The 25122-nt window shown below is 44.5% G+C and carries 27 protein-coding genes; 7 read left to right on the top strand and 20 right to left on the bottom strand.

Going from position 1 to position 25122, the window contains the following annotated elements:
• Nucleotides 1-3: 3 nt before the first annotated feature.
• From A7sIIA15_RS00550 to A7sIIA15_RS00480, 15 genes are all read right to left on the bottom strand, one after another.
• Complete coding sequence (locus tag A7sIIA15_RS00550; RefSeq protein WP_095685325.1) at nt 4-501, bottom strand: amino-acid N-acetyltransferase; 498 nt, start codon at nt 499-501, stop codon at nt 4-6.
• 2 nt (nt 502-503) lie between these two features.
• Nucleotides 504-2009 carry a lysine--tRNA ligase gene (gene lysS / locus A7sIIA15_RS00545; protein WP_095685324.1) on the bottom strand — a complete coding sequence of 502 codons (1506 nt, stop codon included), beginning with the start codon at nt 2007-2009 and terminating at the stop codon, nt 504-506.
• 21 nt (nt 2010-2030) lie between these two features.
• Nucleotides 2031-2795: a type III pantothenate kinase gene (locus A7sIIA15_RS00540; RefSeq protein ID WP_095685323.1), complete on the bottom strand. Its 765-nt coding sequence runs from the start codon at nt 2793-2795 to the stop codon at nt 2031-2033.
• Entirely contained in the window at nt 2796-3551 is a 756-nt protein-coding gene (panC, locus tag A7sIIA15_RS00535) for a pantoate--beta-alanine ligase (protein ID WP_095685322.1), read from the bottom strand.
• 51 nt (nt 3552-3602) lie between these two features.
• Complete coding sequence (folK, locus tag A7sIIA15_RS00530) at nt 3603-4052, bottom strand: 2-amino-4-hydroxy-6-hydroxymethyldihydropteridine diphosphokinase (RefSeq protein ID WP_095685321.1); 450 nt, start codon at nt 4050-4052, stop codon at nt 3603-3605.
• A complete protein-coding gene (gene folB, locus A7sIIA15_RS00525) occupies nt 4049-4411 on the bottom strand; it encodes a dihydroneopterin aldolase (protein WP_095685320.1) in 363 nt (120 codons plus the stop codon). The genes folK and folB overlap by 4 nt, the downstream gene beginning before the upstream one ends.
• Nucleotides 4408-5163: a dihydropteroate synthase gene (gene folP / locus A7sIIA15_RS00520; protein ID WP_095685319.1), complete on the bottom strand. Its 756-nt coding sequence runs from the start codon at nt 5161-5163 to the stop codon at nt 4408-4410. The genes folB and folP overlap by 4 nt, the downstream gene beginning before the upstream one ends.
• A gap of 5 nt (nt 5164-5168) precedes the next feature.
• Nucleotides 5169-5750, bottom strand: coding sequence for a GTP cyclohydrolase I FolE (folE, locus tag A7sIIA15_RS00515; protein WP_095685318.1), 582 nt, complete (start codon nt 5748-5750; stop codon nt 5169-5171).
• A gap of 7 nt (nt 5751-5757) precedes the next feature.
• Nucleotides 5758-7812: an ATP-dependent zinc metalloprotease FtsH gene (gene ftsH, locus A7sIIA15_RS00510; RefSeq protein ID WP_095685317.1), complete on the bottom strand. Its 2055-nt coding sequence runs from the start codon at nt 7810-7812 to the stop codon at nt 5758-5760.
• Between the two features lie 34 nt (nt 7813-7846).
• Nucleotides 7847-8398, bottom strand: a complete 552-nt coding sequence (hpt, locus tag A7sIIA15_RS00505) for a hypoxanthine phosphoribosyltransferase (RefSeq protein WP_095657726.1) — start codon at nt 8396-8398, stop codon at nt 7847-7849.
• Between the two features lie 8 nt (nt 8399-8406).
• A complete protein-coding gene (tilS, locus tag A7sIIA15_RS00500) occupies nt 8407-9357 on the bottom strand; it encodes a tRNA lysidine(34) synthetase TilS (protein WP_095685316.1) in 951 nt (316 codons plus the stop codon).
• 9 nt (nt 9358-9366) lie between these two features.
• Nucleotides 9367-10569, bottom strand: a complete 1203-nt coding sequence (locus tag A7sIIA15_RS00495; RefSeq protein WP_095685315.1) for a C40 family peptidase — start codon at nt 10567-10569, stop codon at nt 9367-9369.
• Between the two features lie 75 nt (nt 10570-10644).
• Complete coding sequence (locus A7sIIA15_RS00490; protein ID WP_095685314.1) at nt 10645-11451, bottom strand: ABC-2 family transporter permease; 807 nt, start codon at nt 11449-11451, stop codon at nt 10645-10647.
• The gene (locus tag A7sIIA15_RS00485; protein ID WP_095685313.1) at nt 11451-12356 is read right to left on the bottom strand and encodes an ABC transporter ATP-binding protein; all 906 of its coding nucleotides are present in this window, start codon (nt 12354-12356) and stop codon (nt 11451-11453) included. The genes A7sIIA15_RS00490 and A7sIIA15_RS00485 overlap by 1 nt, the downstream gene beginning before the upstream one ends.
• 102 nt (nt 12357-12458) lie before the next feature.
• On the bottom strand, nt 12459-13328 hold the full coding sequence (locus A7sIIA15_RS00480) for a heme o synthase (protein WP_223298262.1): 870 nt from the start codon (nt 13326-13328) through the stop codon (nt 12459-12461).
• Nucleotides 13329-13482: 154 nt separating this feature from the next.
• Between A7sIIA15_RS00480 and A7sIIA15_RS00475 the strand changes: the two genes are divergently transcribed.
• A complete protein-coding gene (locus tag A7sIIA15_RS00475) occupies nt 13483-14562 on the top strand; it encodes a YncE family protein (protein WP_095685311.1) in 1080 nt (359 codons plus the stop codon).
• Here the strand turns inward: A7sIIA15_RS00475 and A7sIIA15_RS00470 are convergent, their stop codons facing one another.
• The gene (locus A7sIIA15_RS00470; protein WP_095685310.1) at nt 14563-15738 is read right to left on the bottom strand and encodes a D-alanyl-D-alanine carboxypeptidase/D-alanyl-D-alanine-endopeptidase; all 1176 of its coding nucleotides are present in this window, start codon (nt 15736-15738) and stop codon (nt 14563-14565) included.
• A 73-nt stretch (nt 15739-15811) separates the two neighbouring features.
• Here A7sIIA15_RS00470 and A7sIIA15_RS00465 point away from each other — a divergent pair, with 73 nt between their 5' ends.
• Nucleotides 15812-16462, top strand: a complete 651-nt coding sequence (locus tag A7sIIA15_RS00465) for a TrmH family RNA methyltransferase (protein WP_095685309.1) — start codon at nt 15812-15814, stop codon at nt 16460-16462.
• On the opposite strand, the gene A7sIIA15_RS00460 is transcribed toward A7sIIA15_RS00465, so the two are convergent.
• The 3 genes from A7sIIA15_RS00460 to A7sIIA15_RS00450 are packed head-to-tail and all read right to left on the bottom strand — an operon-like array spanning nt 16451 to nt 19260.
• Complete coding sequence (locus A7sIIA15_RS00460; RefSeq protein ID WP_150123716.1) at nt 16451-16969, bottom strand: low molecular weight protein-tyrosine-phosphatase; 519 nt, start codon at nt 16967-16969, stop codon at nt 16451-16453. The two genes, A7sIIA15_RS00465 and A7sIIA15_RS00460, sit on opposite strands and share 12 nt — an antisense overlap.
• A complete protein-coding gene (locus A7sIIA15_RS00455) occupies nt 16966-17886 on the bottom strand; it encodes a tetratricopeptide repeat protein (protein WP_095657740.1) in 921 nt (306 codons plus the stop codon). Before A7sIIA15_RS00455 ends, A7sIIA15_RS00460 begins: the two co-directional genes overlap by 4 nt.
• A gap of 42 nt (nt 17887-17928) precedes the next feature.
• Complete coding sequence (locus A7sIIA15_RS00450; RefSeq protein WP_095685307.1) at nt 17929-19260, bottom strand: N,N-dimethylformamidase beta subunit family domain-containing protein; 1332 nt, start codon at nt 19258-19260, stop codon at nt 17929-17931.
• Nucleotides 19261-19384: 124 nt separating this feature from the next.
• Between A7sIIA15_RS00450 and A7sIIA15_RS00445 the strand changes: the two genes are divergently transcribed.
• From A7sIIA15_RS00445 to A7sIIA15_RS00430, 4 genes are read left to right on the top strand one after another with little or no spacing between them, the layout of a single operon-like run.
• Nucleotides 19385-20062, top strand: coding sequence for an energy-coupling factor ABC transporter permease (locus tag A7sIIA15_RS00445; RefSeq protein WP_095685306.1), 678 nt, complete (start codon nt 19385-19387; stop codon nt 20060-20062).
• Nucleotides 20052-20354 (top strand): PDGLE domain-containing protein, encoded by a 303-nt coding sequence (locus tag A7sIIA15_RS00440; RefSeq protein ID WP_223298260.1) that lies wholly within the window; start codon nt 20052-20054, stop codon nt 20352-20354. Before A7sIIA15_RS00445 ends, A7sIIA15_RS00440 begins: the two co-directional genes overlap by 11 nt.
• A gap of 41 nt (nt 20355-20395) precedes the next feature.
• The gene (cbiQ, locus tag A7sIIA15_RS00435; RefSeq protein WP_095685304.1) at nt 20396-21154 is read left to right on the top strand and encodes a cobalt ECF transporter T component CbiQ; all 759 of its coding nucleotides are present in this window, start codon (nt 20396-20398) and stop codon (nt 21152-21154) included.
• Nucleotides 21154-21894 (top strand): energy-coupling factor ABC transporter ATP-binding protein, encoded by a 741-nt coding sequence (locus A7sIIA15_RS00430; protein WP_095685303.1) that lies wholly within the window; start codon nt 21154-21156, stop codon nt 21892-21894. The genes cbiQ and A7sIIA15_RS00430 overlap by 1 nt, the downstream gene beginning before the upstream one ends.
• Here the strand turns inward: A7sIIA15_RS00430 and A7sIIA15_RS00425 are convergent.
• A complete protein-coding gene (locus A7sIIA15_RS00425) occupies nt 21887-22747 on the bottom strand; it encodes a DMT family transporter (protein ID WP_223298259.1) in 861 nt (286 codons plus the stop codon). The genes A7sIIA15_RS00430 and A7sIIA15_RS00425 overlap by 8 nt on opposite strands.
• Nucleotides 22748-23016: 269 nt before the next feature.
• Between A7sIIA15_RS00425 and A7sIIA15_RS07055 the strand changes: the two genes are divergently transcribed.
• A complete protein-coding gene (locus A7sIIA15_RS07055) occupies nt 23017-25110 on the top strand; it encodes a DEAD/DEAH box helicase (RefSeq protein WP_190279142.1) in 2094 nt (697 codons plus the stop codon).
• Nucleotides 25111-25122 lie beyond the last annotated feature (12 nt).

Here is a 25122-nt window from a genome sequence, read left to right as displayed (position 1 = left end):
TATCTAGGCCAGTTTCTTGAGCATTCGGGTGTTGCCCAGGGTATTTGGCTTCACTGATTCAAGATCTAAGAACTCAGCCACACCGGCGTCATAGGAGCGCAGAAGCTCGGCATAGACCGTTGGGTTAACCGGGGTTCCCTCAATGACTTCAAAGCCATGGGCCCCAAAGAACTCAGTTTGGAAAGTTAGGCAGAAAAGCTTTTCTACGCCTACTTCACCAGCACGTTTAATAATCGCTTCCAAAATTTTATGACCAACACCTTGGCGATTGAGCTCTTTCTTAACAGCCATGGTGCGAACTTCTGCAAGATCTTCCCAAAGAATGTGAAGTGCTCCGCAACCAACAACTACACCATCTACTTCAGCAACGATAAATTCTTGAACGCTTTCATACAATGTAACTGTTTCCTTAGAGAGCATTTGCCCAGGGGCTGCATAGGAATCAACAAGTGCGCGAATAGCTTTCACGTCATTAGTTTTTGCAGGGCGAACAAGAACCATTCTTACTCAACCTCAGGCTTTACTAATGGGAACAAAATAGTCTCGCGAATTCCAAGTCCAGTTAGTGCCATTAACAAACGATCAACGCCCATTCCCATTCCACCCATAGGTGGCATTCCAAACTCCATAGCGCGCAAGAAATCTTCATCTACTTGCATTGCTTCAAGATCTCCCTTAGCACCAAGTGTTGCCTGCTCAACTAAGCGATCTCTCTGAATAACTGGATCAATTAACTCTGAGTAACCAGTTGCTAATTCAAAACCATCAACATAGAGATCCCATTTTTCAGCTACACCAGGAATATCACGATGTGCACGAACCAGTGGAGAAGTATCAACTGGGAAACCCATCACAAAAGTAGGTGCAATCAACTGATCTTTAGCAACGTGCTCAAATATTTCTTCAGCTAACTTGCCTGTTATCCACTTTGGATCAATCTTCATTCCTAGCTTTGTGGCAATTGTTTTTAGTTCGGCAATAGGGGTAAGCGCGGTAACGCTCTGGCCAACGCCTTCAGAGATAGCGTCGTATAAGGATATTTCGCGCCACTTTCCACCTAGATCTGCTTGGCGACCATCATGGTGGGTAACAACGTGTGAACCAGCAACTGCCATTGCAGCGTTTTGAACAAGTTCACGAGTTAAGTCAGCAATGCTGCGCCAATCACCATATGCCTGATAGCTCTCGATCATTGCAAACTCTGGTGAGTGAGAAGAGTCAGCACCTTCATTGCGGAAATTTCGGTTAATTTCAAATACGCGCTCTATCCCACCAACAACACAGCGCTTAAGAAAGAGCTCTGGAGCAATACGTAGGTAAAGATCCATGTCATAGGCGTTAGAGAAAGATTTAAATGGTCGAGCAGCAGCCCCACCATGCATAACCTGCAGCATCGGTGTTTCTACCTCAATGAAGTTTTGGTCATGGAAAGTTTCGCGAAGTGAGCGCATGACCTGCGGACGCAAACGTGCATTACTGCGAGCTTCAGGGCGAACAATCAAATCCACATAACGCATGCGAACACGAGTCTCTTCAGACATTGGCTTGTGATCATTTGGAAGTGGGCGAAGAGATTTAGAAGCTAACTTCCATGAGTTAGCAAGAATAGAAAGTTCCCCGCGCTTTGATGTAATGATTTCACCAGTAACAGAAACAATGTCACCTAAATCAATATCTGATTTCCAGGAGTCAATTGATTCTTGACCAATTTTGTCCAGTGAAAACATTGCTTGTAGTTCAGTTCCATCGCCTTCGCGAAGGGTTGCAAAACAAAGCTTTCCTGTGTCGCGCTTGAAGATAATGCGACCCGTTAAGGATTCGATATCACCCGTTGCAACATCGATTTCAAGGGCTGAATACTTTTCACGAACTTCTTTTAAAGTTTTAGTTCTTGGCACAGAGACTGGATATGGCTCAATTCCACCCTCTAGTAGCGATGCACGCTTTTCACGGCGGATGCGAAGCTGCTCTGGCAGATCCTCTTCAATAGGTGCGTTCTCTGTGCTCATAATGAGGCGAAGTCTACCGAGTTAGGCATTTCGTTCGTGAATCAAACGAAGGCCAATGAGCGTTAAATCTGGCTCATGATGGTCGATAGTTTCAGAAACACCAATTATCAGCGGGGCTAAGCCACCTGTGGCGATGACTGTTGGCGCTTGTGAATAGCTTTCAAGAAGTTCAGCTGAAATACGATCGACTAATCCATCTACTTGTCCGGCAAATCCAAAGATTGTTCCGGATTGAAGAGCTTCAACTGTGTTCTTACCAATTACATTCTTTGGGCGAACTAATTCAACTTTACGAAGTTGAGCAGCGCGAGCAGCTAGGGCATCAACAGAGATCTCAATTCCTGGGGCAAGTGCACCTCCTAGGAATTCACCTTTAGGTGAAACAACATCCAAATTAGTAGAAGTACCAAAATCAACCACAATTGCTGGACCACCAAAAAGGGTGTGTGCAGCTAATGTATTAACAATTCTGTCAGCGCCAATCTCTTTTGGGTTATCAACTAGAAGTGGCACACCTGTTTTGATTCCAGGTTCAACAATTGTCACTCTGATGTCTGAGAAATAATCATCAATCATGGAGCGTAGTTCTCGCAAAGTAGCTGGAACAGTTGAACACACTGATAAGCCAGTAATTTCATAGCCATCCACAAGTGAGCGGTATTGCAACCAGAGTTCATCAGCTGTGCTGCGTGGATCTGTTTTAACGCGCCATGAGCGCACTAATTCATCCCCTTTGAAAACTCCCAGTACGGTATTGGTATTACCCACATCAATTGTTAGTAACACTTAACGCCCCTCTCCCATTTTCATGTTGTCAATCAATCGAACTCCATCTATCCAGCCCGCGATAATTGCCCGTTTATTACGTGTTTCATCCCTTGCTATTTCAAATGAATCTTCATCGATAATTGCTGCATAGTCCTTTTTAAATCCAGTCTCAGTAGCAAGTGTTGAATCAATGATCTCTTGAGCAATGACAACACTTGGTGCCAAATGGGCTGCAGCTAAAGCTCTTTGAATGACATTTGCACTTACTCGTCCTTGTTCACTCAAGCGAACATTGCGAGAAGAAAGGGCAAGGCCATCAAATTCGCGAACGGTTGGCACTCCAATAATCTCCACTTTACTCTTCATGGCTTTAATGATTGCTAATTGCTGAAAGTCTTTTTCTCCAAAGACTGCTGATTCTGGTTTAACAATTTCAAATAAGCGATTAACAACTGTTACAACACCATCAAAGTGATCAGGACGAGATTGGCCCTCATAGAGCGCACCTAATGGGCCTGCACTTAACTTCTTAATCTCAGCTGGATAAATCTCTTCATACTCAGGCATCCACACTTCTGTAGCACCAGCCAAAGTTGCTAACTGGATATCTCTTTCAGGACTTCGTGGATAATTTCTAAGATCATCTGTATTTTCAAATTGAAGTGGGTTAACAAAAATACTCACAACAACTTCTTTGCTCATGCTGCGAGCACGCTTAATCAACGCTTGGTGGCCTTTATGCAAGGCGCCCATAGTTGGCACTAATACAGTCATCGTGTGGCTCCAGTCCTTTCAGGTACCGGGCAAGATGTGAAAAGTTTACGCTTACTTAGGCAATTGTTCCAAAAGCTGGCTTATTTTCCCATGTGTAAGCAGGATGGCATCGGGTTCTATTTCAAACCAAGGCTCTAAAACAAAGCGACGCTCATGCGCCCGTGGATGTGGAAGTTCTAGCTCTTCACTTTTACTTAATAGTGAACCGTATTGAATAAGATCTAAATCAATAGTTCTTGGTCCCCAGTGTTCAATTCTCTCTCGCCCCATAGATTTTTCAATACCATGCAAAAGTGAAAGCAAATCTGTTGCTGGTAATTCACTTTCAACAATACACACGGCATTGAGATAGTCAGGCTGCTCTGGCCCACCCACCGGTGCTGTGGAGTAATAAGAAGAGAGGCTTTGAAAATTAGTTGCCTCTTTCAATAGAGCAACAGCGATATCTAGATTTTCTTTTGGATTTCCAATATTTGCACCGAGTGCAATAACTGCCTTCATCGCTTACGTGTAACCTGCACGGCAATATCTTTAAGCACTGCATCTACTGGGGCTTGTGGCTTATGAACAGTAACCGTAGCTTCTAAAACTTTAGTGTGGTCTTTAAGAATGTGATCTGCAATGCGACCAGCTAATTTCTCAATCAAGTTAACTGGTTGAGTGGTTATGTGAGCTACAACTAAGTTCGTAATCTCTGCATAATTCACGGTGTCACTAATTTCATCGCTTTTAGAGGCAGAGGTTAAATCCACCGTCAATGCGATATCAACAAAGAAATCCTGACCATTTTGGCGCTCATGATCAAAGAGGCCGTGATATCCAAAACCTGCAATACCAGTTAGAAATATCTGATCACTCATGAGTTAAGAACTTCCTTGTGAGGTTTCACAGAGTGAACTCTAACTCCCCAGATGCCTGATGTGGATAGGCGTTTAGTTAGCTCGATAGTTGCTGCTTCGCGCTCATCGGGATTGTCTCCACCAAGAAAGCGCTTACGCGATGCCCCGATTAGCACCGGATAGCCAAGGGCCACGAATTCATCAATGGAATCAATGATTTCCCAGTTGTGATGGGCATCTTTGGCAAAGCCTATGCCTGGATCAATAATCAAATTCTCTTTAGTAATTCCAGCATCTAAAGCTGCACTGACTCTCTCCTGCATCTCTGAAATAACATCTCTAACTACATCGCCATACACTGCCCGTGAATTCATATCTTTAGAGTGCCCGCGCCAATGCATCGCTATGTATGGCACGCCTAATTTCGCTGCTGTTGGCAACATATCCGGATCGGCTAATCCACCGCTGACATCATTAATGATTTGAGCGCCAGCTTCAATTGCAGCTCTTGCCGTACTTGCTCGCATTGTGTCGATGCTAATTCGTGCACCAACTTTTGCTAACTCTTTTATTACTGGGATTACTCGAGCGAGTTCTTCTTCCTCTGACACGCGATCAACACCTGGCTTAGTTGATTCACCACCGATATCAATGATGTCAACGCCCTCAGCCAACATTTCGTGTCCACGATTTACTGCTGCTTCTAAATCATTATGACGTCCGCCGTCAGCAAAAGAATCTGGTGTGACATTTAAAATGCCCATGACAATCATGGTGTTTACCGAGTTGTAATTAAGCTAATCGCTTCAGCACGAGTTGCCGTGTTTTGTAATACTCCGCGCACAGCACTTGTTGTTGTGCGTGCATTGGACTTCTTAACTCCGCGCATTGACATACACAAATGCTCGCAATCAATAATCACAATTACACCCAGTGGGTTCAAGATTTCAACCATTGCATCAGCAATCTGAGTAGTCAGACGCTCTTGCACTTGTGGTCTGCGTGAATACATATCTACTAAACGGGCAATCTTGGAAAGCCCAGTGATTTTCCCACTTGGGATGTAACCAACATGTGCAACACCATGGAAAGGCGTTAGGTGGTGCTCACAGTGTGAAAAGACCTCAATATCGCGCACAATTACTAGCTCTTCATGGCCAATATCAAAAGTTGTAGTTAAAACATCTTCTGGTGATTGCCATAGGCCTTCAAAGTTTTCTTTCATCGCCCTTGCTACGCGCGCAGGAGTTTCTTTTAGGCCTTCACGATCTGGATCTTCACCCAAAGCAAGAAGTAGTTCGCGCACAGCTTTTTCTGCGCGCGCTTGGTCATAAGGACCTGAAGCGCGACCATCGGTCACTGAGACTTTACTTATCGTCACTTGCAGACTTCTTTCGACGTGTTGGCTTCTTTGTTTCAGTTACTTCTTCAACAATTCTTTCGGGAACATCAACCGGAGGTTGTGTTGAAGGAATTCGAGTAGGTGAACCAGTCCAGGCTGGACGTGGTGTGACTGCACGAACCTTTTTAAAGATAACGGCAATATCGTCCTTGTTGAGAGTTTCCTTTTCAAGTAGTTCTAAGACCATCTCATCAAGAATCTTTCGATTTGCAACCAAGATATCAAATGCTTCTTGATGAGCATTTTCAATAAGTGTGCGAACTTCGCGGTCAACAACAGCTGCAATGTTTTCTGAATAGTCACGTTGATGTCCGTAGTCACGACCCATGAACGGCTCAGTACTTCCACCACCAAGTTTGATTGCACCAATTGCTTCAGTCATTCCATATTGAGTGACCATGTTACGGGCAAGCGCAGTTGCCTTTTCAATATCATTTGATGCACCAGTTGATGGATCATGGAAAATCAATTCTTCTGCTGCGCGACCACCTAATGAATATGCCAATTGGTCTAATAGTTCATTGCGAGTGGTTGAGTACTTATCTTCATCAGGTAGCACCATGGTGTAACCAAGTGCGCGACCGCGAGGCATGATTGTAATTTTGTGAACTGGATCAGTATGTGGCAAGGCATGTGCGACAAGTGCATGGCCTGCCTCGTGATAAGCCGTTACTCGGCGCTCAGAATCACTCATAATCCTTGATTTACGCTGCGGTCCAGCCATAACGCGGTCAATTGACTCATCAAGTTCTTTGTTAGTAATTAACTTCTTCTCTTCACGCGCTGTGAGCAAAGCGGCTTCGTTTAGAACGTTAGCTAGATCTGCTCCTGTAAATCCTGGTGTACGACGTGCGTAATCCAAAAGCTTGACATCATCACTTAATGGTTTGCCCTTCGCGTGCACAGCAAGAATTGCTTCACGTCCTTTAAGATCTGGGCGATCAACAGCAATTTGGCGATCAAAGCGTCCTGGACGAAGCAGAGCTGGATCCAAAACATCTGGTCGGTTAGTTGCGGCAATCAAAATAACTTTAGTATTTTCTTCAAAGCCATCCATCTCAACTAGTAACTGGTTAAGAGTTTGTTCGCGCTCATCATGACCGCCACCCATGCCTGCACCACGCTGGCGACCAACGGCATCGATTTCATCTACAAAGACAATTGCAGGTGCATTCTCTTTGGCTTGATTAAATAGATCGCGAACACGTGCGGCTCCAACACCAACAAACATTTCTACGAAATCAGAACCTGAGATTGAATAGAAAGGAACATTTGCTTCACCGGCAACTGCGCGAGCAAGAAGAGTCTTTCCTGTTCCTGGAGGACCAAAGAGCAGAACACCCTTTGGAATTTTCGCACCTAGCGCGCCGTACTTATCTGGGTTAGCCAGAAAATCCTTGATCTCATCAAGTTCAGCAATAGCTTCTTCAGCGCCAGCTACATCTTTAAATGTTGTTTTTGGAACATCGTTACTTTGAAGTTTTGCTCTCGATCTTCCAAATTGGAATACCTTATTTCCACCTTGAGCCTGGCTCATCATCCAGAAGAACAGGAATCCGATAAGTAAGAAAGGAACGATTGACATCAAGAATGAAACTAATAATGACTGTGATGGGACCTTTACATTCCAGCCTTTTGTAGGTGGATTCCCCGTTAAAGCATCGATAATCGTGGGTTCTTGGCGAGCCACATATGAGGCTTCTACCTTTGTTGCACCGTTAATTGGAGAACTTGGCTTAAGTATCAAGCGAATCTTTTGATCTTTATCAACAATGACTGCTGACTCCACTGAAGAGCGTGCAATTGCATCAAGTGCTTGTGAAGTTTCGATTTGTGTATAGCGATTTCCTGCAGCACTGATCTGACCAAAGACTGAAACACCAAGTATTGCGACAAGAATCCAAAACAATGGTCCACGAAGAATACGGCCAGAACGAGTTGTTGGCTTCTTAGACGGTGCTTTGCCCGAAAAGCTCTTTTTTACAGGGCTCTTCTTCTTTGATTTCTTAGCGTCAGTCATAACTTAATAGTCTCGTTTCGTGGGGAATGAATTCTTATGAATACATATGCTTGGCAAGCACAGCAATAAATGGAAGGTTGCGATATTTCTCATCAAAATCTAGTCCGTAACCGATTACGAAATCAGGTGGAATTTCAAATCCCACATATTTAACATCTACATGGACCTTTGCGGCTTCTGGTTTTCTCAAGATTGAAAGAATTTCAACGCTTCCTACACCACGTGATTCAAGATTTGATTTAAGCCAAGAAAGCGTTAAGCCTGAATCAACAATGTCTTCAACAATTAAAACATTGCGGCCAGTGATGTCGCGATCTAAATCCTTCAAGATTCGAACGACTCCACTTGATTTGGTTCCAGAGCCATATGAAGAAACTGCCATCCAATCCATTTCAACGTGACGTTGAAGTGCACGTGAAAGATCGGCAACAGCCATTACTGCACCTTTTAATACGCCGACAAGTAGAAGGTCTTTGCCTTCGTAATCTTTATCAACCTGTGCAGCAAGTTCTTTAATGCGTGCTTGCAAAGCTTCTTCGGTGACGATGACGCGTTCGATATCGCCTGAGATTGCTGCTAAATCCACGGTGCTCCCTATGGTTGGTGGCGTGAGAGCGAAAGTCTGCCCGAAAAACGCTCAACCTTCACACCGCCGGGTAAATGAGCGGGACCTTGGCCATTCCACGCACAAATCAGGGCCTCAACTGCGCCCACATGCTCAGCTGTGAGAGATCCTGCTGGGGCGCCAGTGTCATAGATGGCTCGGCGGATAATTCGAGATCGGATGGCTCTAGGTAGGCCCTGTAAGTAGGAACAATCTAAATCATGGAGATCTGATCCAACAATCTCTTCTTCTGCCCATTGATCAAGTGCATCTGCATCATCTCTGAGTAAGTGCGAGCTACGAACTAATGCATCTGAAATTCCTGGACCAATTGTTTCTTCTAAAACTGGAAGTGCCTGCGTGCGCACTCGCACTCTGGCAAATTGTGAATCGTTGTTGTGTGGATCATTCCATGGAGTTAAACCAATTTCACTGCAAGCGCTTTCGGTTTGCTCACGAGTAATAGCAAGAAAAGGTCTGATGTATTTTCCATTTACCTCTGCCATACCTGAAAGTGATCGTGTACCCGAGCCTCGTGCAAGTCCTAGCAACACACTCTCAGCCTGATCGTTGTGAGTGTGACCCAAGAAAACTGCATCGGCCTGCAACTCATCTAATGCAACATATCGCGCCTTGCGCGCAGATGCTTCTAAACCATCTGTAATTTCAACATTAACTTTCACAACGTTGCACTCAATGCCAAGTTCTTTCATTTGGACAACAACTTGGTTTGCTTGTTCACCAGAATTACTTTGAAGTTGGTGATCTATTGTTACTGCAGAGAGTTGAATCGCTAGCTTCTTGACTTCCATAGAAAGTGCATAAGCAAGAGCTAATGAATCTGCACCACCTGATACAGCAACAACAGTGCGATCACCGGCTTCCATTTTCTCTAGGAAGAGGCGAACTGCACTGCGAATAGCTGGCAGCTGTGAACTCATGCCTTAAGACTAGACCCGACCACCAAATGGCATTAAGCCCTTAATGCTGTAGATATTTGAGTACAAAAGGCCCTTGCCCTTGGAGTTGGCCTCCCACATCATGCCGTTTCCAGCGTAAATGGTGATGTGGTGAATCGTTGAAATTGTTCCCTTGTAGGAATAGAACAGAAGATCTCCTGGCACCAACTCATTGAGTGAAACATGCTTTGTATAGCCCGAATACAACGCAGAGTTCAGGCGATCCCAGTTAGGCCATCCGAGTCCTGCATATTTATATGCGGCATAAACCAAACCAGAGCAGTCAAAAGTATTTGGCCCCTCAGAGCCCCAAACATATGGCTTTCGCGCAAGAACTTGAGTCTTAGCAAATGCCACAGCTTTATCTCGCTCTGCTTGTGTAGTTCTAATTGTCGAACGCCCCTTGAAGCCAATATTTGGCCACACATTCTTTTGCCCAACAGTTTGTGTCGCTTGATTAGCTTGAGATTCTTCAAGCAAAGCCAACTGTCTCTGCTGTTCTAGAGTTGTTCTAACTTTTCTAGCACTCATCAACTCTTTCATTAAAGCATCTTGCACCTTTTGTAATTTTGCAACTTCTTTTGCCTGTTCAGCTTTTGCATCATCTGCAACTTTCTTTGCAGCTTCCACCTTTTCGGTTGCAGTTTCCTGCACAGCCTTTGCTTCATCTGCTGCCTTTTTCGCGGCTCGCGCAATTACTTCTGCGGCTTTAAAGCGATCGAGTGCAATTGAATTCTTAGTTCCTAAGTTACTGAGTGTGCTTAATTGATCTATTAAATCCTGTGGTCCATTGGAACTAAGTAACGGTTCAATGTCGGTCATGCTTCCACCCATAATGTAAGCATTTGTTGCAAGCCGTCCAATAACTTGATGCGCTTCTGAAACTGAGGCGGCAGTTTCTGCTGCATATTGAGCTGCAGCGCGCGCAGCTGCTACGGCCACCGCCAACTCTCTTTGAGCTTTCACATAAAGAGCAGTAGCTGCATTTGCTTTCGCAGTTAGAGTTCTAAGACTTTGATTGGCTTTAGCCAATTTTGCCGCCTGGGCATCAGCAGCTTTTTTCTTTGCAGCTTCAACTTTTTTTGCAGCTTCAATTTCAGCCAATGTTGGTTTGGGGGTCTTTGCCAAAGCCGGCGCTGTTGTGAGCGTCAGACCAAGGGCAAGAGCGAGTGAAATCGCTCGGTATTTTTTCAAGTTAAGACCTCCGGGGGAAGGCCTTAATAATAAATGGTGTTCTTTAGAAAACCGTGTGTTTAGGTGCTGGTGTCTCTAATTAGCTACATCACGGCGCACAAATAGGAATGATGCAACCGTTGCCCCAATAGCAACATAGATTCCACCAACTAGAAGTGCCTGTGAAAATTCGATTCCCTCTGAACGTCCAGTTGGGCCTCCGCCAGTTGCGATTGCATTGAGCTGTGCACCTGGTAGCCACTTTTCCCAAGAGTTTTTAACTGCGATCAATAGGTTTTCAACGATCAGTAACCATAAAACACCAAATGAAATCGCACTGATAGGTGAGCGAAGTAGCAAACCAAGCACCATTCCAATGGTTCCAAAGCCAATGACTGAAATTGTGACGTTTATAAAGGTTGTAAAGATTGCATGGCGACCATCTGCGCCAAACCAAAGATCAGTTGAAACTTCGGCCCCTGGGGCCAAAATCACAGAAGCACCGATACTCACAATGGCTGATAAAACAATCATGAGCAATGCAAACAACTTCATCGCAACGAATTTGCCAAGCAATATGCGCAGACGTCCAGGTTGTCGAACTAATAAATTACGTAGAGTTCCATAGGTATATTCCTGAGCAGTTTGCGCGGCAAAGACACAGAGGGCGATGATTCCTAAAAATCCACCCACATTGCTAAATCCCTGAACCCCACCTGTTGCAAGACCTAGTACTTCGCGACCAACTGTGCGTCCACGATCAGAGTTTCCCTGTGGTGAATCAATGAGTAGAAATAAGAGTGATGAAAAGAGTGCGCTGAAGAATACAACTGCTCCCATGGTGCCAAAAAACAAAGTAGGGCGACGGAGTTTGCGTAGTTCTGCAAAAGCTACATTCCACATTATTTGTCACCTGTCATTTCAAAGAAAGTTTCTTCAAGGTTTGGTAACTGTGGTGTGAGCTGAGAAAGAGTAATTCCAGCATTAAAGGCTGCGCGATTAAACTCAATAGCCCAATCAGCCGGACCCTGAACATGAACGGCTCCATCTCGAATAGTTGCATGGTGTCCTGCTTGCTGCGCAATTGCTAATAACAAAGTTAAGTCATTCTCATTTTCACCTTTAGCGATAATCACTGGCTGTTGGCTCAGCATTAAATCACTCATTTTCCCAGTGAAAACAACTTCACCCTTGCGAAGCATGACTAGGTAATCACTTATCAATTCAAGCTCTGAAAGCAAGTGAGAAGAAACGAATACGGATGTTCCATCATTAGCTAGAGAGCGAAGTAGCGCGCGTACTTCTTGGATTCCTTCTGGATCTAATCCGTTTGTTGGTTCATCTAGCATCAACAACTTTGGATTGGGCAACAATGCTGCCGCAATACCTAAACGCTGTTTCATTCCAAGTGAATATGTCTTAAATTTAGATTTCCCGCGATCACCCAAACCAACTTGTTCTAACAATCCTTGGACACGATCTGTTGAGAATCCGCCGAGGGTGGCTAAAACATTTAAATTTTCTTTTCCACTTAACGCCGGATAGAAGGCAGGTCCTTCAATCATTGCTCCAACTCGGGGCAAATACTTCTCTGGATGCTTAATTGATTCACCCAAGATTTCACCGGTGCCACCTGTTGGAGTAATGAGCCCTAAGAGCATCCGCATCGTCGTTGTTTTACCTGAGCCATTAGGCCCGACAAAGCCGCAGATAGTTCCAAGGGGAACTTCGAATGTGGCATGGGAAACCGCCACTTGATCTCCATATTTCTTGCTTAGGTCTGTAACTGAGATTGCCGTATTGGACATGGGTGCAATCCTGCCATATCAATCAAGGCACAGTTAATTACTTGTTAATACTTTATCAACGAGCCTAAAATTGAGATTAGGAGCCACATTTTCCACATATGCTCAAACGGTGAGCTGAGCAGCCACAAGGACCACTGATAGCAAACTTAAGTAAGTGATCGACCACTGAAATATCTTGGCAGCAGTCTTTGTGTAGTTTTCAGATCCTTCTTTTAATGCAATTAATTCACGGGCAAAAACAAGACCTAACAAGATCGTGACAACCATTGACCATAATGAAAGATCGGCAGAAATAATTAGCCAGATCGAACTAGCAATCATCATGATTGTGTGGAACCACATCTCTTTATGGACTCGAGCCTTGGTTGCAACAACAGGAAGCATTGGAATACCAGCGGCTGAATAATCATCTTTGTATTTAATTGCTAGCGCCCAAAAGTGTGGCGGCGTCCAAAAAAAGATAACCATAAAGAATGCAAGTGCAGTCATTGAGAGTGAGTTTGTAACAGCAGCCCAACCAATAAGAACAGGCATACATCCTGCCGCTCCGCCCCAAACAATATTCTGTGAGGTTCTCTGCTTCAGTGCCATTGTGTAAACAACAACATAGAAAACTATTGCGATAAATGCTAATAATGTTGCGAGTGAAGTTGTGAGAAACCAAAACATCAATAATGAAATAACTCCGATTATGGTTGCGAATATCGCTGCATTTGTTTTTGTGATGACACCGGTGACAATTGGTCGCTTTGAAGTACGCTCCATTAATTTGTCGATATCGCTTTCAATAACCATATTAAAAGCATTTGCACTTCCAGCAGCAAACGTTCCAGCAATAATTGTGGCTGCAACCAGTGAAAATGATGGAAGGCCTTTGGCAGCCAAAATCATGGCGGGTAAAGTAGAGACTAGGAGCAGTTCAACCACTCGAAGCTTCATTAGATCGAGGTAGCCCCGCATAACTGTGCTCACTGCCTTAGATTAACTCAGCAACCTCGTGCATTCTTCCCAGTTTCTTCTCAGCCTCAGCAACTCCTCCTGGGGTTACTAATCCACTCGCAAGTGAGCCTCTGGGTAGTGGAGATGAAGGCGATGACGACTAAGTGATTACCATTACAGTTAGCGAATGCGCCGCAGCTTTTTAGCAGTTCTATTGATAACTTCACTATGTGTCATTGCAACACCAGCACAAAGTGAGGTTGTTTCTGCTGATACCAAGATGATACTTGTTAAGACTATTACAGGTGATATCTCACCTAAGTCGGTTCGATCATCCGGCAGCGGCCTAGTAAGTGCCCATAACATGATGTATAGACACAGCGTCACGATTTATGACGCAAATACTTTTGAGCTTGTTAAGACGGTGCCAGACTCTGTTCAACTCTCTCAATATGGGTATTCCAAGTACACATCAATTTATAAAGGGTCACCTGTAGAGGGCGCTTATTCACCTGATGGCAAGTATTTATATGTAACCAACTACGCGATGTATGGCAAAGGTTTTAACCGTGAAGGCCACGACACTTGCTCACCTGCATCTAAATATGACTCAAGCTTTCTTTACCGAATTAATCTAGCTAGCTACGAAATAGATAATGTTTATCCAGTTGGTTCAGTCCCTAAAGTTGTTGAAACAACTCCTGATAACAAGTTTGTGCTTGTTTCGAACTGGTGTTCTTATGACCTCAACGTCATATCCGTAGCCTCACAAAAAGTTGTTAAGACGATCAAAATCGGGCGATATCCGCGGGGTGTTGCAGTGAGCAATGATTCCAAGTTTGCTTACGTTGCCGAAATGGGTGGCAGCCGAATTCATGTAATTAACTTAGAAGATTTCTCTGTCTCCTATATTCCAATTGGTAGTAATCCCCGTGCAATTGTTTTATCTCCAGATAACGCAATGATGTACGTGACGATGAATTTATCGGGTAAAGTTGCTTCGTGGGATCTAATTAATAACAAAGCCGGTAAGAGCGTGAAAACTGGAAAAGCTGCGCGAAGCCTTGCCATTTCTAGCGATGGCACCGCGCTCTTTGTAGTCAATTTTGTAAGTGACACTATGTCAAAAGTGCGCACAAGCGATATGAAAGTCTTACAAAATATAAAAGTGTGTAATGAACCAATTGGTATTACCTATGACTCACCAACCTCGCGCACATGGGTTGCTTGCTATGGTGGCGCAATAAAGATTTTTGATAATAAATAATTAAGGTGTAGCTGGCACAGCAGAAATCTCTGCAGGAATATTCGGAGCAGCAATTCTTCCTAATATTCTGTCAATGGCTGCTCGTGCCTTATCGCTAGCAGCATTTCCACGAGAGATGTCATCAGCCAAAGTGACAAAGATGTATTCGCGATCGGTTGACTCAACATATCCCGCCAAGGTCACAGTCCCATTTAATGTCCCGGTCTTCGCTCGAACTAACCCCACCGCATTTGGCGCTGTAGTGAGAAAACGCGAACGTAGAGTCCCAGAAATTCCTCCAATGGGAAGTGAATCATAGAGAGGTGCGTACTTTGGATCTTTGCGCAGTTGATAGAGAAGTTGACCCATCATGGTCGCAGTTACCCGGTTTTCTTTAGACAACCCACTGGCATCTTTAGTTACTAATTTGCTTGAGTCGATTCCATATTCAACTAGTAAGGCCTCAAATTCTTCAGCTATACCTTTGTCATTAAAAGAATTTCCCGCGGCCCGTGAAGCTAATCGAGCCAATCTCTCAGCCAAATTATTGTCACTCCATAACATCATGTAATCCAAAATTTTGGATACCTCTGGGGACTGGTCCCCGACTATGAACTCATTTGCATTAAGTAAGGTCTCATCATTAGTCACTGCTTTCATGACTGGTTTAAAACCACGTTTTGCCCAAAATGCTTTCAGGTTTGAGACATCTTGAGAATATAGATTTGAATACAAAATTGTCATCCCTTTGAGCGAACCCTTATTACTCTTTTTGACGGCAGTTAGCGTATTGAATGCTAAATAAGGTAAGGAGGTGCGGTCCATTTTATTTGCAACGCTATGGCTCAAACTAATCCAAGGGTCATTACTCCCCTGAATTACCAAAGTTTTTTCTTCTAAACCCAAGAAAACATTGGTAGTAAAGCGTGATTGCATATCCAAATATTTAATTGCAACGGCTCCGGAAAAGATTTTCATAACTGATGCTGGTTTGCGTTGTGAATATGAGTTTTTTTCATAAATTACTTCACCGCTTGTGCCATCAATCAAAACCATCGCCGGATTGGAAAGAGACGGCTTACTTAAGAGTTCTTCAAAAGCCGCTGGAATCGAAGCTGGGGATAGCACGGCACTTGCAGGCGCTGCGGCAACAACCATAGCTAGTGCAAGTAGAACTATGAATCTAGGAGCACGCATCTATCTATTAGTGCCAATTGAGGCGACAAGGACCATATTGATAGGTGACATGCATTCAGTTTAGAGTGCATACATGTCTAATCCAACTACCCCAGCCTCAATTGGCCCAGGTGAATTTTTCCCAGTAGTCGGTGTTGGGCCTCATGAAAAACCATGGCCAGAAGGTCCACAGTTTGATCCTGAGTTATTACTCAATGGTGATCGCAGAAATGTTTTAGATCACTACAGGTATTGGACTGTTGAAGCCATAGTTGCAGATTTAGATTCTAAGCGACATAAACTGCAAATTGCTATTGAAAATTGGCAACACGATTTGAATATTGGTTCAGTTGTGAGAACAGCAAATGCATTCAACGTCTCTGGTGTTCATATCGTTGGAAAGCGCGACTGGAACAAGCGCGGCGCAATGGTCACAGATAGGTATTTAACTGTGCACCATCACCCAACTGTTGAAGATTTTGCAGTGTGGTGTAAAGAAAATGAGTTACCAATTATTGGGATAGATAACGTTCCTGGTTCTAAACAACTTGAATCCGCGCAGCTTCCTGAAAAATGCGTCCTTTTGTTTGGGCAAGAAGGTGCAGGAATGTCAGATGAAGGAATAGCCATCTGTGAAGTGCTTTATGAAATTAACCAATATGGCTCAACAAGATCAATGAACGCATCTGCTGCCGGAGCAATTGCTATGTATCACTGGGCGTTACAGCACTTATTAGTGCGATAGTTCTTGCAACAATCCATCTACGGCGCGCTCGATCATAACGAGCGTCTCTTCATAGACTTCACTGGATTGGTCATACGGATCTGGAACTTCTAATTCATTGAATTGCGCTGACGCAGGATCAATTGCCGATAGAGCTGGATCAAAGCAACGTAAATAGAAAACTTTGCTCCGAGAGTCATTATCTGGTGCAAGTTCAATTACCTTCTTATAGTTATTTGAATCCATCACCAAAATTAAATCTGATTCAAAGAAATCACTTGACTTAAATTGGCGCGCAGAGTGGGAGTATTTGTATCCAGCTCTCTCCCAGGTTTTTTGCGAAGTTGGGTGTGCGCCTTGACCGATATGCCAAGCACTTGTTCCAGAACTATCAACAATGATCTCGGGTGAGCTCCACTGTGCTGTGCGATTTGATAGAACAGCTGCAGCCATAGGTGAGCGACAGATATTTCCCATACAAACCATCGTTATACGGATTTCAGACAGGGTTTTTAGATGCTCAATCAAGCCTGCGGCTCTTCATCTAGCGTCTCCTGCACTGACTTCAGGCGACGTTCAATCTCATCGGCCTCATCAGTACGGCCCTGCATGCGAATAATCTTTGCAATTCTTGTCTCAACATCAACGATAAATTCAAAGTCTTTAGGCTCATCTTCACTCACCACTGAGAGCACCTGCTCCAAAGTGGCTAATGCGTCATCGAATTTCTCGAGCAAAATCTGTGCTTTGCCGTATTCAAATTGAGCAAAAGTCTCACGACGATGATCATGCCCAGTTTCAAAGACATCAACTGCTTTACGGGCAGTTTCAAGGGCTAATTCACCCTCACCTAATTCAATTAAGCATGATGCGATTTTTTGATCACAGCGAGCAACATGAATGACTTCTTTATTGCGCTTAAATAGCGCGCGGGCCTCTTTAAATGCGTCAATAGATCTTTCATAGTTTTTCAGTTCACGCTCAGCGCAACCTATGAGGTGTAGATCGTTTGCTGCACCAATTTCATTTCCATCTACTAAATGCTCTTGGGCGCACTCATTCATTGTTTCAACAACTTTGTCATACTGCTTTGAGGTGTACCACCACTCACCTAATGTGCAAGCAAGTTCTAGTGCAATCGGTGACTTGTTCTCGCGCAAAATTTCAACTGCTTTACTCATTGCAGTTGCAGCTTCATCCATACGCTTTAATTGATTTAAGTTATAACCAATTGCAGAATATGCCTGAGCTAAGCCTTCACTTGGCGCACTGTCTCCAAGTGTTGAGTAAATATCGCGCGCAGTTTCAGCTAACGCTAATGCTTCGTCGTATTGTCCACGTGCATAAATTCGAGCACTTAATTCATAATATGTGCTGGCACGTTCTTCGCCATCTACTTCAGGAATACGATCCCAAAGCATTTCCTCGGTGATGAGTTCTTCCATGTCGTCATCTTCACTCACGAGTGTGACTCTATACGCTAACTCTTAGGGACGAGTGGGAATATCGATCTGTGGCACACGCCAATTCCCAATCTTTTCTCGCCCGGCTTGCTCAATAATTGCTGTGGTTACTTTTCGAATTTGTTGCACAGTCTTTGCATCAAAGCTGTGGCCCCACGGGCAGCGATTGGCCATTGCGCACACCCAGGCATTAGTGCCCAGGTTTAACACTCCTGCCCCGCTAGGTGCTGCGTAGTAGGTGCTCATCGCAACAAAGCCCTTCTCTGTGGGGCTAATAGTTGATCGTGCCAAGACTTCAACGCCAGGACCGCTCGTTCCCATCGCCGTATCGGCTTCGTAGCCGTAAATTCCCTTAATTTTGCCGGCTTTACCGAGAGTATCAAATGGCCAACTTTGTGCGCCCTGCACTTCTAAATCTTTTTTAATTCCAACTGCAAAAAACTGTGATCCCATAAACAAAGATTCCGGTTGATTAATGTCACGATAAGGAATTCTCTCATTCATTGTTCGGTCAATTAGAAATGTTTTTGCATACGCCGTATTGCCACCAAAGACTAATAAGTTCGTGCCCTCATAGATTTCTCTCTCAACCACATCGCGCATCGCCTGAGTCCAATACTCGCTATGTCCACCCAGCACAATTGAGGCAGAGTTAATCTCAGGTGTTTTATCTAAATCAATATCCGTTAGGTAATTGATATCTAAGTTGAGTTGTTCCATCAACTGAACAAGAGGTTGCTCCATATATCTAAATTGCCCAGAGCCATCACCGTCATAGGGACGATCAAGTGAAACCGAAATGGCTCTGGTTTCTCTCTGTCCATCAGCACCTTTATAGAGCGACTCTCCACCCCACTGGTTATATGCCTGCCACGTGAGAACTGAAGAAACAAAAGTCACATCACTTGGCACTTGTCCTGTAATAACAAGTGGGACAAATGTAGATCGGTAACCTAAAGATTTTAATTTGACTAGATACTGACCCGGTGGGGTTGATTGCGTTGCTGTAATTTGCTTTGCATTTTTAATTGTTGTGATTAAGCGAGCGCCAGCTCCTTTGTAATATCCAATGCGATAGAGCGAGACTTCTACTGATCTAGCACCCATAATTTTCAAGGATGCACTCTGGCCACAACCAATGCTTGCCTGATCGAAATAACCTTCAACCCGTTTGACTTCTTTGCGCCGAGTGAAATCTGCGCTAAAGCGCATCACGACATCTGAATCCCAGTTTTTGTTTCCGGCCTTTGCATTCTCAGCCTTTACCCAACCGGCTTGCCAGTTGCATTCTTGCGCCGGCGCAGAAACCGGTGCCATCAGCCCTAGGACTAAGAGAGAAACCAAGGCAAGGCGCATCCGCCAACCTTAAACTCGTTTCAAATAGATGGCCCTCTGGGCTGAGCTAGAAGGGCAGGCTTGGACAGAGCCGGATAGCTGTTTTCCAGATGCGAATGGTTTGCATCTAGGTTAAGATCTAAGCATGCATATCCCTGATGGCTTTATTGATGTCCAAACTTCAGCAATCTTTGCAGGCTTAGCTGCCGCAGGAGTTGCAACTGCGCTCAAAGGCGCTCGCACCCAACTTGATGAAAAAACCGCGCCTCTAGCCGGATTAACCGCAGTCTTTATCTTCGCTGTTCAAATGCTCAACTTCCCTGTTGCTGCAGGAACAAGTGGTCACTTACTCGGAGGCGCACTTGCCGCCGTTTTGGTGGGGCCGTGGGCTGCAACATTGGCATTAGCTGTTGTACTGATCATGCAGGGGTTCTTATTTGCTGACGGCGGATTAACTGCAATTGGATTAAATGTTTTTAACATGGGAGTAATTGGTGTGTGGGCTGGCTATGGAATCTTCCTAGTGCTGCGCAAGATTTTGCCAAAGAATAAATCTTCAATCTCTTTAGCTGCAGCAATTGGTGGATTGTTATCAGTTCCAGCAGCAGCCGTTGGATTCACAATCCAATATGCAATGGGCGCGACTGCAACTTTTTCGGTATCCACTGTATTAGGTGCAATGGTTGGAACACACATCTTGATTGGTATTGGCGAAGCTTTTATTACCGGCTTAACAGTGAGTGCGGTCTTAGCAAGTAGAAGTGATTTGGTTTATGGATGGAAGAACAGTGTTCAGAAGTTGGAGATCCGAAGTGCTAACTAATAGAAAATTTTATCTCTCTGGATTAGTCGTTTCTCTTTTTCTTGCAGGCGTTATATCTTTTTATGCCTCATCTTCTCCTGATGGCTTAGAAAAAGTCGCCGAGGACATTGGCTTTATTCAAACAGCTAAAGAGCACACAAATTCAAAGGGAACTCTGGCAGATTACGGAGTTAAGGGAATTGAAAATGAGCGCGCATCCGTGGGAGTTGCTGGCGTTATCGGTGTAGTAGGAACTGCAATTGTTGCTGGTTTTGGATTTAGGTTGCTTGCGCGTAAACCAAAAAAAGGATAGAAATTAGAGTCGAGCAGGAGAGCCATCACCACGGTCATGATGTGGGTGAGCGGCTCTACCTACATCGCCACTCTTTAGTTCACTCCCTTCCATCTCACCTTAAAATCATTGCTGCTATTGCATTTATTTTGATCGTTGTCTCTACCCCCATTACTCAATGGGGGGCATTCATCGCCTACTTCCTGTGGCTACTAACAGTGGTCTTTATTGCAAAAATTCCTTTTCCTCTTCTTTTTAAGCGCGCATTGATTGAAATTCCCTTTATCTTCTTCGCAATACTGATGCCATTTTTTGGGACGGGAGAAAAGATTCAAGTCGGTCCTTTTGATCTATATCGCGAAGGTTTAATTGCCGGCTCTGGAATCGTTGCTAAGGGAACTCTCGGTGTTATGACTGCAATTATTTTGTCTACATCAACAACAGCCCGAGAAATTCTTCGGGGCCTTGAGCGCTTGCGACTACCGGTTCTAATGGTGCAGATCGCTTCTTTCATGTTGCGCTATGTAAATGTTGTAAACGATGAAATGGAGCGCATGAAGGTTGCGCGCGAGTCACGTGGTTTTGAAGCAACCGGAGTTAAGCACTGGAAAGTCTTGGCAACAGCTGCTAGTGCATTATTCATTCGCTCTTATGAGCGAGGAGAAAGAGTTCACCTTTCTATGTTGTCTCGTGGATATGAAGGGGTTTTGCCCCATGAAGAGCAGATTGAACATAAAGCCACAGTCTGGCTCAAAGCAATGATGTATCCGATTGTTGCTGCAACTATTTTTATCGCTCAATTACTGATTGGAAAAATGTAATGAACACGCCTAGCCTAGAAATCAAAGAGCTCGCCTTTGCATATCCTGATGGCAATCAAGCTCTTTTCGGTGTAAACCTCTCCATCCAAAAGGGAGAACGTGTTGCACTTCTTGGGCCAAATGGTGCTGGTAAAACAACTCTTGTAATGCATATGAATGGCATCCACCCAACATCTCATGGCTCAATTCATGTTGCGGGACAGTTAGTTGATTCTAAGAACAAAGAGTCAATCAAAGAGATTCGTTCGAAAGTTGGAATCGTTTTTCAAGATCCTGATGACCAGCTGTTCATGCCAACAGTTGCAGAGGATGTTGCATTTGGTCCTTACAACATGGGGCTGCGGGCAGATGAACTCAATGCAGTAGTTAATGAAGCGCTAGAGCTCGTTGGAATGCTCGAATTTCGCGATCGACCACCGCATCACCTTTCATTTGGGCAACGACGCAGAGTTGCAGTAGCAACCGTGCTTGCCATGAAGCCAGAAATCCTTGTTTTAGATGAGCCATCATCAAATCTTGATCCAGCTAGCCGGCGTGAATTAGCGGATATTTTGCGCTCACTCGACATCACGATTGTCATGGTTACCCATGATCTTCCATATGCTCATGAGATTTGTGCTCGCTCAGTTATTTTAAATGGCGGCATCATTGTTGCCGATGGACCAACTAAATCAATTCTTACAAACACAGCCCTTTTAGCTGCAAATCGTCTTGAACTACCCGTGGGATTTGTTATCTAAACAATTTGATTCGCTGCTGGCCAATAGCTGCGCCGAGTAAAACAATCAAAGCTCCGACTGGTTCGTTCCAAACAATAGATTCACCTAGGAAGATAATTCCAACGATTACGGCAACTACCGGCGTCACATAAGTAACAGTGCTTGCAATAGCACTACCTGCTGCTTCCATAATTCTAAAGTTCCAGATATAGGCAAAACCGCTTCCAAAGACTCCTAGTGCAATCATTGCTAAGACCGGGCCAGGACGATATTCATTTTTTGCAATTCCATCAATGAGATAGAAGGGAAGTAGCGTGAGAGCACCTGCAGAAACTTGTGCCGCTGCGATTGCTTCAGGTTGTAATTTGTGTGGCAAAACATATTTGCGTGAATAAGGAAATGAAACTCCATAGCAAGTAACTGCAAAGAGAAGAGCAACGACGGCAATGATTGGGTTGGCACCTAAGCCATTCCAGGCACCAAGAACCGTTAGAACGCCAACAAAACCGAGTAGTAGACCTACAACTTGGTAGTTCTTAGGTTTTTCTTCACGAAATGCAATCATGATTGCTAGCAAAGTCATTAATGGTGTGACGGCATTGATAATTCCAGCCAAAATAGAAGTGACTTTTGTTTCAGCAAAAGCAAAGAGGAATCCTGGAATTACATTTAATAACAACGCCACAACCCATAGGTGCAGCCACAACTTCTTATCTTTAGGAAGCTCAATTCCCTTATAGCGAGCCCAAAAAACCAAGGTGAGTGCGCCTAGGGAAACACGGCCAAAAGCCACGCCGATAGGGGTTAGGAACTCAAGACCCAATTTGATGAAGATAAATGAGCATCCCCAAACAATGCCCAAAGCGATATACACGCCGATCCAACTTGAACTGTTTTTTTGAGTAGCCGAGTGTGAATGCACCCGGTAATGATGGCATAAGCATTGATAGCGGCTGCTTTAGCCGATGGTAAAGAGAAGGAATAATCCACGGTAGAATTAACCCGTTGATGCAACCGCATCAAAGAACTTCCCCCAAGTGCTGCACACGCAGCACTACATGCGAGTCTTATCACCACCCTGACGGCCATTGAGCGCCGATCACACCCGAGACGCGCTTGTCGTCTCGATTGGTATGTATTTCTATGTCATTAACACCTCGTACTTCAGCGCCCGGAAAAGCCCGTCGCGCAGCATCAGTTGGTAAGCCTAAGCGAGCGAAGAAAGCTGCATTTAAAGCAGCTGATCCAAAAGCTCGTCATACAACTGCACAAAAGAATGCACGTAAAAGCGCTGCAACTACTTCTAAAACAGGTAAGCCTGCTTCAACTCGTCGCTATTCAGATGTTGATTCATCATCACAATCAAAGAAGCAAGAACGTTTAACTGATCGCTCAAAGCTTCGTGCAAAGCGCTTCCAAGAAAAGACTGCCTCAAAGCCACGTCCAATTGAGGCTCCAGAAGAGCGCGCAGCACGCATTGAACAATCACAGCGCCCAGAAAGTCGCGCTAAGAAGTTTGTAGCACAGCGCGATGATCGCACTAAGCGTGCCTTTGATAAGAAAAAAGAGTTTGTTAAGCCAGAAAATAAGAAGTCTGAATACAAGAAGCCAGCGTTCAAAAAGAGCGAATACAAGACTTCAGATACTCGCCCAACCAATCGCCGTGATGCAGCCAAAGCAAAGGTTTCACGTAATGATGATGGTCGTCCAAACTTTGTTCCACGTAAGGTAGAAAAGTTTGATCCAACACGTCCAAAGAAGCGCAGCGAAGCACCCGATACTCGCGCAGCTAACTTCCGTACAGAGCGTCCAGTTCGTGATCGCCGTAATGATTCACCTGCTTATGCTCGTGATGATTTCAAGCACTCATCAAAGACTCACACCAATGCTGCCATCGACTTTGGCGCTGACGATAACTACATCTCAACAAATTTAGCTGATGCCAACTTGGTTGATGCAACTCCACTCACTGAAATCACAACGACTTTCAGTGATCTTGGAATTGCAGCACCTTTGGTAAATGCCCTTGCAAAGCAGGGAATCATGCATCCATTCCCAATTCAGATTGCAACATTGCCAGATGCACTAGCTGGCCATGACATCTTGGGCCGTGGACAAACTGGTTCAGGTAAGACTCTTGCTTTTGGTTTAGCACTTCTTAATAACCTCAACGGCAAGGTTGCAAAGCCACACAAGCCACTTGCTTTGGTATTAACACCAACACGTGAGCTTGCTCAGCAAATTCATGAAGTATTAATGCCACTTGCTCGCTCAATTGGTCATGAATCAGTTGTTGTTGCCGGTGGAATGTCATATGCAAAGCAGATCACTGCAATGCGCCGTGGCACAGCAATCTTAGTTGCAACTCCTGGACGTTTAATTGATCTTCTTAATAAGGGTGAAGTTCAACTCGATCACCTACAGATCACTGTTCTAGATGAAGCTGATCAAATGGCTGACATGGGCTTCTTGCCAGTTGTAAAGGAAATCTTGGATCAAGCAAAGCTCGATGGGCAGCGTCTGTTGTTCTCAGCAACTCTTGATCGTGGTGTTGATTCATTGGTTCGTCAGTACTTGAAGAACCCAAAGACTCACTCACTTCAAAATGACCGTGCATCTGTTTCAACTATGGAGCACTTTGTTCTTGTTATGAACCCAGGCGATAAAGATGACATCACAAGCCAAATCGCTGCTCGTAACGGTAAAACGATTATGTTCGTTAAGACTCAACGCGGCGCTGATCGCTTAGCTGACAAACTTGCCCATGCAGGTGTTGCAGTTGGTGCTTTGCACGGTGGTAAGTCACAAGCCGTTCGTACTCGCACACTTGCACTGTTCAAGGATTCAGCTAATGCAGCACTTGTAGCAACAGATGTTGCTGCACGTGGTATCCACGTTGATGGAATCTCACTTGTTGTACACGTTGATGCACCTACAGATCACAAGGATTATCTACACCGCGCAGGCCGAACAGCCCGTGCTGGTGAAGCTGGAACTGTTGTAACAATTGCTACAACCAAGCAGCAGAAATCAATTGGTGGACTTACTTCACGTGCTGGCGTTACTCCAAAATTTGTTGGTGTCACCCCTTTGAGTACTGAGTTAATGAAGATCACTGGTGCACAGGAGCCTTCTGGTGTTCCATACATCCAGCCAATCGTTGAAAAGTCAGTACGCAGTGGTGGCAATAAGCGCCCTCGTCCGAACTCAAGTCAGCGTCGCCGCCGTCCTCGTTAACTAGAAATTCTC

It is taken from the genome of Candidatus Planktophila vernalis (assembly GCF_002288185.1).
Lineage (GTDB): Bacteria > Actinomycetota > Actinomycetes > Nanopelagicales > Nanopelagicaceae > Planktophila > Planktophila vernalis.
This window is presented reverse-complemented; position numbering and strand designations above follow the sequence as displayed.

Coding starts and splice junctions, on each gene's coding strand:
- tilS (WP_095685316.1), bottom strand. CDS start 9,357: ATGAGTTCACAGCTGCCAGCTATTCGCAGTGCAGTTCGCCTCTTCCTA.
- lysS (WP_095685324.1), bottom strand. CDS start 2,009: ATGAGCACAGAGAACGCACCTATTGAAGAGGATCTGCCAGAGCAGCTT.
- panC (WP_095685322.1), bottom strand. CDS start 3,551: ATGACTGTATTAGTGCCAACTATGGGCGCCTTGCATAAAGGCCACCAA.
- A7sIIA15_RS00445 (WP_095685306.1), top strand. CDS start 19,385: ATGCATATCCCTGATGGCTTTATTGATGTCCAAACTTCAGCAATCTTT.
- A7sIIA15_RS00470 (WP_095685310.1), bottom strand. CDS start 15,738: ATGCGTGCTCCTAGATTCATAGTTCTACTTGCACTAGCTATGGTTGTT.
- A7sIIA15_RS00550 (WP_095685325.1), bottom strand. CDS start 501: ATGGTTCTTGTTCGCCCTGCAAAAACTAATGACGTGAAAGCTATTCGC.
- folK (WP_095685321.1), bottom strand. CDS start 4,052: ATGAAGGCAGTTATTGCACTCGGTGCAAATATTGGAAATCCAAAAGAA.
- A7sIIA15_RS00450 (WP_095685307.1), bottom strand. CDS start 19,260: ATGCGCCTTGCCTTGGTTTCTCTCTTAGTCCTAGGGCTGATGGCACCG.
- A7sIIA15_RS00455 (WP_095657740.1), bottom strand. CDS start 17,886: ATGGAAGAACTCATCACCGAGGAAATGCTTTGGGATCGTATTCCTGAA.
- A7sIIA15_RS00475 (WP_095685311.1), top strand. CDS start 13,483: ATGCGCCGCAGCTTTTTAGCAGTTCTATTGATAACTTCACTATGTGTC.
- A7sIIA15_RS00430 (WP_095685303.1), top strand. CDS start 21,154: ATGAACACGCCTAGCCTAGAAATCAAAGAGCTCGCCTTTGCATATCCT.
- folP (WP_095685319.1), bottom strand. CDS start 5,163: ATGATTGTCATGGGCATTTTAAATGTCACACCAGATTCTTTTGCTGAC.
- folB (WP_095685320.1), bottom strand. CDS start 4,411: ATGAGTGATCAGATATTTCTAACTGGTATTGCAGGTTTTGGATATCAC.
- ftsH (WP_095685317.1), bottom strand. CDS start 7,812: ATGACTGACGCTAAGAAATCAAAGAAGAAGAGCCCTGTAAAAAAGAGC.
- A7sIIA15_RS07055 (WP_190279142.1), top strand. CDS start 23,017: ATGTCATTAACACCTCGTACTTCAGCGCCCGGAAAAGCCCGTCGCGCA.
- A7sIIA15_RS00490 (WP_095685314.1), bottom strand. CDS start 11,451: ATGTGGAATGTAGCTTTTGCAGAACTACGCAAACTCCGTCGCCCTACT.
- A7sIIA15_RS00485 (WP_095685313.1), bottom strand. CDS start 12,356: ATGTCCAATACGGCAATCTCAGTTACAGACCTAAGCAAGAAATATGGA.
- A7sIIA15_RS00465 (WP_095685309.1), top strand. CDS start 15,812: ATGTCTAATCCAACTACCCCAGCCTCAATTGGCCCAGGTGAATTTTTC.